At 56.5% G+C, this 9,210-nt stretch carries 11 protein-coding genes; 4 read left to right on the forward strand and 7 right to left on the reverse strand.

All coding sequences use genetic code 11. From position 1 onward, the window contains the following. The first annotated feature begins 44 nt into the window (after positions 1-44). Positions 45-257: an EamA family transporter gene (locus tag AC13CN_RS13505; RefSeq protein WP_228168536.1), complete on the forward strand. Its 213-nt coding sequence runs from the start codon at positions 45-47 to the stop codon at positions 255-257. Here AC13CN_RS13505 and AC13CN_RS13510 read toward each other — a convergent pair. The 6 genes from AC13CN_RS13510 to AC13CN_RS13535 form a co-directional block, all read right to left on the reverse strand. Continuing rightward, positions 217-1,053 (reverse strand): MOSC domain-containing protein, encoded by an 837-nt coding sequence (locus AC13CN_RS13510; protein ID WP_062359328.1) that lies wholly within the window; start codon positions 1,051-1,053, stop codon positions 217-219. The genes AC13CN_RS13505 and AC13CN_RS13510 overlap by 41 nt on opposite strands. Before the next feature lie 87 nt (positions 1,054-1,140). Beyond that, positions 1,141-2,136: a gluconate operon transcriptional repressor GntR gene (gene gntR / locus AC13CN_RS13515; RefSeq protein ID WP_062359352.1), complete on the reverse strand. Its 996-nt coding sequence runs from the start codon at positions 2,134-2,136 to the stop codon at positions 1,141-1,143. 79 nt (positions 2,137-2,215) lie between these two features. Next, on the reverse strand, positions 2,216-2,716 hold the full coding sequence (locus AC13CN_RS13520) for a gluconokinase (RefSeq protein ID WP_062359353.1): 501 nt from the start codon (positions 2,714-2,716) through the stop codon (positions 2,216-2,218). Between the two features lie 57 nt (positions 2,717-2,773). After that, positions 2,774-4,054: a TRAP transporter large permease gene (locus AC13CN_RS13525; RefSeq protein WP_044627905.1), complete on the reverse strand. Its 1,281-nt coding sequence runs from the start codon at positions 4,052-4,054 to the stop codon at positions 2,774-2,776. A 5-nt stretch (positions 4,055-4,059) separates the two neighbouring features. Beyond that, positions 4,060-4,686 carry a TRAP transporter small permease gene (locus AC13CN_RS13530; RefSeq protein WP_483053210.1) on the reverse strand — a complete coding sequence of 209 codons (627 nt, stop codon included), beginning with the start codon at positions 4,684-4,686 and terminating at the stop codon, positions 4,060-4,062. Between the two features lie 71 nt (positions 4,687-4,757). Further along, positions 4,758-5,831, reverse strand: coding sequence for a TRAP transporter substrate-binding protein (locus AC13CN_RS13535; protein WP_044627907.1), 1,074 nt, complete (start codon positions 5,829-5,831; stop codon positions 4,758-4,760). Positions 5,832-6,077: 246 nt separating this feature from the next. Between AC13CN_RS13535 and AC13CN_RS13540 the strand changes: the two genes are divergently transcribed. From AC13CN_RS13540 to AC13CN_RS13550, 3 genes are all read left to right on the forward strand, one after another. Further along, a complete protein-coding gene (locus tag AC13CN_RS13540) occupies positions 6,078-6,527 on the forward strand; it encodes a MarR family winged helix-turn-helix transcriptional regulator (RefSeq protein ID WP_044627908.1) in 450 nt (149 codons plus the stop codon). A 300-nt stretch (positions 6,528-6,827) separates the two neighbouring features. After that, positions 6,828-7,688 carry a glutathione-dependent disulfide-bond oxidoreductase gene (gene yghU, locus AC13CN_RS13545; protein WP_062359354.1) on the forward strand — a complete coding sequence of 287 codons (861 nt, stop codon included), beginning with the start codon at positions 6,828-6,830 and terminating at the stop codon, positions 7,686-7,688. A gap of 23 nt (positions 7,689-7,711) precedes the next feature. After that, positions 7,712-7,942 (forward strand): DUF2798 domain-containing protein, encoded by a 231-nt coding sequence (locus AC13CN_RS13550; protein ID WP_044627909.1) that lies wholly within the window; start codon positions 7,712-7,714, stop codon positions 7,940-7,942. 76 nt (positions 7,943-8,018) lie between these two features. Here AC13CN_RS13550 and AC13CN_RS13555 read toward each other — a convergent pair whose 3' ends face one another. Continuing rightward, complete coding sequence (locus tag AC13CN_RS13555; RefSeq protein WP_483053211.1) at positions 8,019-9,161, reverse strand: TonB-dependent siderophore receptor; 1,143 nt, start codon at positions 9,159-9,161, stop codon at positions 8,019-8,021. Between the last annotated feature and the right edge of the window lie 49 nt (positions 9,162-9,210).

Consider the following 9,210-nt stretch of genomic DNA (forward strand, 5'->3'; position numbering starts at 1 on the left):
GGCGCTCACTGCGGACAATAAAAAGGATTCGCTGGCTTGGCTTACTGGCAAGCGCGGGCGCAACGGCGGCCTCGACGGTGACGTTTCTCGTCCCCGTTAGCGCCCTGCTGTGGGGCTATGTGCTGCTGGAGGAAACGCTGAGCCTACAGGTCATTGCTGGCATGGTGATTACCCTACTGGGCACTGCCATTGCCACGAAAATGCTACGCTTTAGGCCTAGCGGGGCGTTACGGAGACCACTTCCCCCACACGAATGACGCCACCTTCCCCCGCCGTCAACGTGGCGTTTTGGCCAAAGTGCGCGCCCTTCAAGTGGGGTTGGGTATTCAGTGCCAGCAGCGTTTTCAGTGGCTCGGCTTGAGTAGGAATCGTGCCGGTCTGCTGGTCGACGGTGGTGATTTTGCAGCGCTGGCAGGGTTTGCGCAGGGTGAGCTGATAGCTGCCGCTCTCGATCGTCGCCCAACCATCCTCTTGCCAAGCCTCGTCGCAATCCACCACGATATTGGGCCGAAACCGATTCATGGGCACCGGTGTATTGCCGCCCGCCACCAGCGCGTTGTTCAACGCATCCAGCGAACCGGTAGTGGTGATCAAAAAGGGATAACCATCGGCAAAGTAGGTGTGCGCCTCGCCACCGGCCAGAAAATCGTCCTCCACCGCCCGTGTAAAGGTAGTGGCGAAACGCACCAGACTCACACCCTTGGCCGGTTCACCCAATGCCGCCTCTAGCCACTCGGACACTGCCTCGCTCTCCGGCAGCGCTTTGCAGTGATCACTCCACACCGATACCAGCCGCAAGTTGCCCTTGGGCTCTTCCAGTGAAATGGAAATTGGCTCGACGGTGGGGTGAGAGAGCACCAGAGCATCGGAGGTCAACGCCACGGAGATCGTGGCCAGCGCAGGTAGCTGGCGCTGGGTGACGAAGCGTTGCTGGGCATCCACCAGCATCCAACGGCGATCCCAAGCGAGGCCATGGGCATGGATCTCGCTTTGGGACACATCAATCCCCTGCAGGGATTTCACCGGATAAACCGTTAATTGGGTAATCTTCACAGCGGCCTCGCACGCTCGGGCGTAACAGGATAAAACGCTAACCTAACGAGGTTATCGTAAGCAGCCAAACAGTTTTTAGGATGGACGCTATAGCGTTTTACCCGCTTCGATACGATACCCCAAATCCACCACTTTCTGCTCCAGCGCTTCGCCACGGATCCGCGCCAGCAGGGCCTTTGCGGCGGCTTCGCCAATCGCCTTACGGGGCGTGACAACGCTGGCAAGGCGGGGCGTCATTGCCTGACCAACATCGTGGCCGTGAAACCCGGCAATCGCTATGTGTTCGGGCACACCGATGCCTTGGCGTAGACACTCGAAGTAAGCGCCCACGGCCACGTCGTCATTGGTACAAAAAATAGCGTCTGTTTCGGGGTAGTTACGCTGAATTTCCTGCATCAACGCAGCCCCCACGGTATAGGAGGAGCGCTGGCTACTCTGCAGCGTTACGGGGGGTAGCCCATGCTCTTCCATGGCTTGACGATAGCCCAGCTCACGCTGGCGGGTACGTTCATCCAAACGCACGGCCAAGTAGATAACTTGGCGGCGACCACGGCGCATCATCTCACTCACCATATCATAGGCGGCACGGACGTTATCGTAGCCCACTGCCTGCTGCAGCGGCGGGCGGTGGGTATCCATAATCTCCACAATGGGAATGCCAGCGGTTTCTAACATACGCAGGCTGCGCGGCGTGTGATCATGGTCAGAGAGAATCACCCCATCTACGTTATACGACAGTAGCGAGGCAAGGCTGCGCTCCTCGAGCTCCTGACTATAGCCGTAGTGGGAGAGCATCAAGTGATAGCCTGCCGGTTCGGTATGGGCTTCGATCCCCACGATGACGTCGGCAAATACTTGGTTGGTCAACGAGGGGACCAGTACGCCTATCGAGTGACTGGTCGCGCGGGAGAGCAGATCCGGGGCGCGATTGGGTATATAACCAAGCTGCTCGGCGATGCCGAAGATGCGCTCTCGAAGCCCTTCCGATACCGTTTCCGGGTCGCGTAAACAGCGGCTAACGGTCATCTTGGTGGCACCAACGCGATCAGCAATATCTTGTAATGTAGGGCGTTTTTTCTTCAATGGCGTCGCTGCCTTGTACAATGGATGGCGCTCGAACCCTACCATAACGAATAGTAGAGCCCGCCGCCTATCCCTTCCTTTAGCCTAATGAGCGGCGCTGTTCGGGCACCAGCGTGGCGCTAAAACGCTCGACGATCACCGCCGGTGTTAGGCTGATGGAGAGCGTCACCGCCTCATCTGCTGCCGGTGGTTCTAGGTCGGCTAGCTGGCTGGCTAACATACTGTCGCCCTTAAAGAAGTGCCCGGCACGAGTTTCTAAGCGCTCGCGCAGCAGCCCATGCGTGCCTTCTAGGTAAAGAATACGCAGCGCGCTATCCCCCTCTCTCAGGCGGTCGCGGTAGCGCCGCTTCAGGCCAGAGCAGGCAATCACCACCGACTCACCCCGCGCCTTATACTCGGCAAATAGCCCAGCCAGGGTTGCTAGCCAGTCGCGACGGTCATCGTCGTTCAGCGGTGTACCGCTGGCCATCTTGGCTACGTTGGCTGGCGAGTGGTGGTCATCGCCATCAATAAAGGTGGCTTCCATACTGGCCGCTAGCTGCTGACCAATATGCGACTTCCCCGAACCTGACACCCCCATGACGAGAATGCGATATGAGCCGTTATGATTTGAATCAGTCGTCACACGCGGCTCCTATCAGTTACCGCGCACGGCGGTGAGGTCGGGCAACCAAGTCACGATGCTTGGGAAGGCGATGAGCAGCACCAGCACCACAAGCAGCGCGGCATAATAAGGCAACATGGCCTTGACCAAAGACTCCATGGAGACTTTACCCACGCCACAGCCCACGTAAAGACAGGTGCCCACCGGCGGCGTGAGTAGCCCAATCCCCAGAATGAAGGCCATCAGCACGCCAAAGTAAGCGGCATCCACGCCGACCGATGTGACGATAGGGGCCAGCATGGGTGCCATGATCACCATGGCCGGCGTGAGGTCCATTACAAAGCCCACCAGCAGCAACAGTGCCGCCACAATCAGCAGCAGAAGGAACGGCTCCTGGGTAATCGCCTGTACCTGACGTACCAACGTTTGCGGAACCATATTGATGGTCAAGAACCACGCAATAACGGTGGCAAAGGCCAACAGCATCATTACCATCCCGGTCAGCCTGGCGGTACGAATCAGCATACCCATGAGTTCGCTGAGCTTGAACTCGCGGTAAACCAGCAGTGAAATCGCCAGCGAGTAAAGCAGTGCCGCGACCGCCGCTTCTGTGGCGGTGAACACGCCGCCAATAATACCGCCAATGACAATCACCGGTAACACCAGGGCCAGCCAGGCGTCTTTAAAGGCTTTCCACAGCACGTCCCAGCGGAACTGGCGCACGCCGCCGCCCTGCTTATTGGCCAGAATATAGGTGGTGACCATCAGGGCAGCGCCAATCAGTAGCCCAGGCACAATGCCGGAAATGAACAGGCGGCTGATGGAGGTTTCGGTGACGATGCCGTACAGAATCAGCGGAATAGAAGGCGGAATAATAATCCCGATCACCGATGAGACCGTATTGATGGCCGTGGCGTTGGCCGCGGTATAGCCCTGCTGCTTCATGGAAGGAATCATCATCGAGCCGGTGGCCGCCGTATCGGCAACGGCAGAGCCGCTGATACCGCCGAAAAACATAGACCCGGTAATGGCCACTTGGCCCAGGCCGCCACGCATAAAGCCGACCAGCGCCCCCGCAAGCTCCATCAAACGACGCGCAATGCCGCCGTTACTCATTACTTCACCGACCAGAATAAAGAACGGAATGGCCAGCAGCGGAAAACTGTTCACTCCACGGATGGACTGCTCAATCATAATCGAGAGCGGAATATCTGAGAGCACCGCCATGACCAGCGCCGCCACTCCCAAACCAAACGCGATGGGCAAGCCGATCACAATCGACACTAATAAAATGGCTAGGAAAATCCACAGCATGGTGATCACTCCCCTTGCGCGTCAGCCGACTGGCCGTGTGGTTGAACAATCACGCGTACGCTCATCCATACCCGCCAAAGCGAGACGGCGGCAATAAAGATGACGCACAGCACTAGGGAAAGACTCACGAGGCTCAAGGGCACGCCCATAATCGCAGAGCGCCCGCTGGAGCGTGACAGCACTTGATAGCCGCCAAACACCATGACCAGCATAAGACCGGCAATAATTAGGTGCTGTAAGCAGTACAGCATATGCGCAAAGCGCAGTGGCAAACGCCGCACCAAGGCATCCACGGCAATGTGCTCATAGCGGGCAAACGCAGCGGCCGCGCCAATAAACACCAGCCAAATAAACAGCATGCGCGCCAGCTCATCGACCCAAGGCAGCGAGTGGTTAAATAGCGAACGGCCCACCACATTGCTGGACACCGCCACAATCAGCGCCACTAAAATGGCGCCGATCAAATACTCCATGCCAAGCGTTAACCAGCGAAACAGCGCGGGGCCTTGACGCGTTTCAGTATCAATTTCCAGCAGCTTGCGATTGGGGTCGTCTAAATAGACCGACGGATCTTCAATCGTAGGCGCTCTCAAAGAGGATTCAGCGTTGGGAGGTGTTGAGGAGGATGTCATAAGAACTCCAGGGGCACTGACAAGTCGGGCAGGCACAATGGCCTGCCCGATGGCGCGCTTAATGGTGCGTATTAGTTGCTAGCATCTTCAACGATCTGTTGAATTTCAGCGATCAGATCTTCGCCAATGCGCGGCGCCCACTCTTCATAAACGGGCTGCACGGCGTCTTGGAACGCGGCCAGTTGCTCATCGCTCAAGCGAGTGATCTGCATACCGCGGGCTTCTAACTGCTCACGGGACCAGTCGTCATACTCAGCAGAGAGTTGAATTTCGTACTCGGCGGATTGACGCGCGGCTTCCAGCACCAGCTCTTGGTACTCGGGTGCCATACGGTCCCAGGTACGCTCGGAAAGCATCATGATGAACGGTGTGTAGACGTGGCGGGTTTCGGTGCCGTAATCCTGAACTTCGTTGAAGTTAGAGGTCAGGATGGTGCTCCAGGGGTTTTCCTGGCCATCGACCACGCCCTGCTCTAGGGCAGAGAACAGCTCACCAAACGCCATCGGCGTGGGGTTAGCACCTAATGCTTCCCAAATCGCCAGGTGCACCGGGTTCTGCATGGTACGTACGCTCAAACCGCGAACATCCTGGCCTGCGACATCTTCTGGCGTTTCAACGGGGCGCGCGCTGTTAGAGAGCTGGCGGTAGCCGTTTTCAGAGAAAGTGAGTGCCTTTAAGCCAGTGCCTTCAAAGCCATCTAGCATCTCTTGGGCAACGTCGCTCTGCATCACTGCAATGGCGGCTTCACGGCTGGGCAGCAGGAACGGTAGGTCGAACGCCGACAGCGCTTGCACATAGCCTGTGGTTGCGGAGCTAGATGGGTACGTCATATCCAGCGTGCCGGTCTGCAGCATTTCCATCATCTGAACATCGTCGCCCAACTGGCTGTTGGGGAACACGTTGACCGTGATACGGCCTTCGGTACGCTGCTCTAGAATCTCGCCAAAGTATTGGCTAGAGAGAAACTGCGGAGAGGTTTCAGAAAGGCCAATGCCCATGCGAAGCGTATGGCTACCGTGGTCCGCCACGACATCCCCTTCAATGGCCGGCGGGTCGGAAAGCTCGGGGCTTTGGGCATGCGCCATGCCAAAAGTAAGGGTGGTTGCACCAACTAAGGTAAGCGTGTTGCGCCAAATCGCTGTCATGACGTTATCTCCAAACATTCATTGTTGTTGAGTGCTGAACTGCTAATTGCTAAGCGGTTATGAACGCTGCCGTGCTATCGCGCCTGTTACGCCGTAGTGTTACCGGTAACATCCAATAAGCGAAGGCTAGTGACCATTCGGCTGGGTGTCAAAGCAAAACTGCCAACTTACGACCAACGTCTAGGGATAGCCACTCACCGCCTAGCGCGCTACATTACCCGATATGCATCCTGTCCTGGAGTCCACATGCCTGCGTTAGACACTTGCAGCGAACTAGAGCTAGACCATCAGCTCTGCTTCGCCCTCTATTCAACATCGTTGATGATGACAAAAGTTTATAAACCGCTTTTGAAAAAGTTAGGGCTTACTTACCCGCAATACCTAGTCATGCTGGTACTTTGGCAAGAAGATGGCATTACTGTAGGGACGCTCAGTAAGCGCTTACTGACAGACCCTGGCTCGCTGACTCCTCTCCTAAAGCGTTTAGAAGCCGACCAGCTATTGCGCCGCCAGCGTAGCGTGCAAGATGAGCGCGTGGTGGAGCTATTTCTGACCGATAAAGGCCGTTCCCTGCGCGAGCAGGCGCGTCATATTCCCAGTTGTATGGTGAATGCCAGCGAGAAGTCTATGGAGGCCTTAACGCAGTTGAAAGAGGATTTGGTTCAACTGCGCGATAGCCTGCAAAAAGCCAAGTAGTGCGACTCTCGTCCGTGGCACTACAAACTTTCTGATCATCTAGCTTGCGCACAAAATAAAGCCGCACTAAATTAATAGCGAATGCGTAATTAACCTGATGTACCAGTCACTATCCAACCATAACGACTGAGCCCCATAAACAGGAGAGACTCAATGTCGATTGAAACGATTGCTTACCGCGCACATGCTCATGCCACGGGTGGCCGTGAAGGTTACGTCCCCATAAAGTAGGGATAACTCAGTAAGCTAGGCTAGGCGATTGCACTTTTTTTTTCTTACCTGATGAACAGCGAGGCTATGATGACCGATACGACCTATACACCACCGAGCGTATGGAAATGGGAGCCGGGCAACGGCGGTAAGTTTGCAAACATCAATCGTCCGGTAGCGGGCGCCACCCATGATAAAGCGCTGCCGGTAGGCAAACATCCGCTACAGCTCTACTCCCTCGCCACGCCCAACGGTGTGAAAGTCACGGTAATGCTAGAAGAGCTGCTGGAAAAAGGTATTGAGGCAGCCGAGTACGATGCGCACCTGATTCAAATCGGCGAAGGCGACCAGTTTGGCAGCGGCTTCGTTGAGGCTAACCCTAACTCCAAGATCCCGGTGCTGGTGGATCACAGTATGAACCCGCCCCAACGGGTGTTTGAGTCAGGGGCTATTTTGCTCTATCTCGCCGAGAAATTCGGTGAATTTCTGCCTACAGACCCGGCCAAACGCACCGAGTGCCTCTCTTGGCTGTTCTGGCAAATGGGCAGCGCTCCCATACTGGGCGGCGGCTTTGGTCACTTCTACGCCTACGCGCCAGAGAAGTACCAGTACCCGATTGACCGCTACACCATGGAAGTCAAACGTCAGCTAGACGTACTGGATCGTCACTTGGCCGACAACCGCTTTATGGCAGGCGATGAGTACACCATTGCCGATATAGCGATTCACCCCTGGTACGGCGCGCTGGTGAAAAACCGCGTGTATGAGGCCGCTGAGTTCCTCGAGGCACACACCTATACGAATGTGCTGCGTTGGACCGAAGAGATTGATGCCCGCCCTGCGGTACAGCGGGGCCGCATGGTAAACCGCACCTGGGGCGAACCCAACGAGCAGCTTCACGAGCGCCACGACGCCAGCGACTTCACCGAGAAAACCGAAGATAAGCGTTAATTCGCGTATCAGGAAAACGTACGATGTTCGATCCGAAATACGCCCAGCTGATATTTTCATGCCTGATGGCACTGTTTATGTCATGCATTATGTCGCTGGTCATAACGCTGTATAACGTGGGACTTGTGGAAGGGATTGTAGTGATTTGGCTCAAGGCGTGGCTGTTTGCCTTTGCCGTCGCGCTGCCGGTGATCAACTTGGTCGCCCCAATCGTGCGGCGTTTGGTGAAGCCACTGGTCAAGCAGCCGCACTAACGCCGCTCACGCATTGAGTCCCATTAACCAAACGGGGCCTGCTCATCGCAGGCCCCGTTTGTTATATCATGATGCGTTAAAACTGATAGCGCACGTTGGCCGTGACGCTGCGACGGTCGCCGTAGCCACAGTCACCGACGTCATAGCGGCACCAGGAGACATACTCTTCGTCGGTGGCGTTTTTCAGATCCACCGAGAAATCCCACTCGCCCATAGTGTAACCCACCATCGCATCATACAGCGTGCTGGAAGGCACCACCGGCGCGCCGCCAGAGCCAACGTTGTCGCCGACATAACGAACACCCGCCCCAACACGCCAGTTATTTCCCACATACAGGCGGTTCCACCAGGAAGCCTGCTCTTCGGCCACATACGGCAAGCGAATACCGGTGCCGTCGTTAGTGGCGTTTAAGTTGGTATACGCCACTTGGGTTTCAAACTGCTGCCAGCGCTTATTTACCTGTAGCTCCCAGCCATCGACCACGGCACCCACTTGCTCGACGCCGCCCGGAGTAACGCCATCGCTAATGCGGTTTTGCTGAGTAATATCAAAGTACGCCGCGCTCACGGCCAGGGATTGATCTGGAGATACGTACTTAAAGCCAATCTCCTCCTGGTCGCCGGTGGTGGGCTTCAAGGGGCTTGGGTTGGCCGTACCGTCGTTACCCAAGTTCATGGCGAACGCTTCGGAGTAGCTGACATAGGGTGAGAAGCCGTTATCAAAGCGGTACATCAGCCCCAGCCGGCCGGTGGTCTCACCTTCATCACTGACCGTATCTGGGCCAGATAGCGCCAGCGTGCGGTTCTCTGCCCAGTCACGGCGCAGGCCCGCTGAGACGACCACAGGGCCTACTTCGATATGATCCGCCAGATACACGCCGACTTGTTCAATCTCATTATCCGGGCGGTCAGTGGGGTTCAGCGAATCCAGCTGAAGATTGCCATACTGAGGGTTATAGACGTTGAACTGCCCGCCACCACTGGCCACCGAACTATAGTTATCCTGAGACCAGCGAGCGTCCTGACGGTCAATACCTGCCACCAGCGTATGTTGGGTATTGCCGAGCGCAAACTCGCCTTCCAGGCGCGCATCCATATTGAGAATGCGCGTTTGAGCATGAGTTATAGGTCGGGTAGACCGGACGATTGCTCGTTCCGGCCCCCCACAGATCCGAGCGTGCGCGATTGACGCACTCGGCTCCTCAACCGTCAGGTTCACACGAAGGACGCTCGGTGCACGATTCTCGCTCGCGGTAACGGGAGTGTCA

Source organism: Vreelandella sp. L-25 (genome assembly GCF_056857535.1).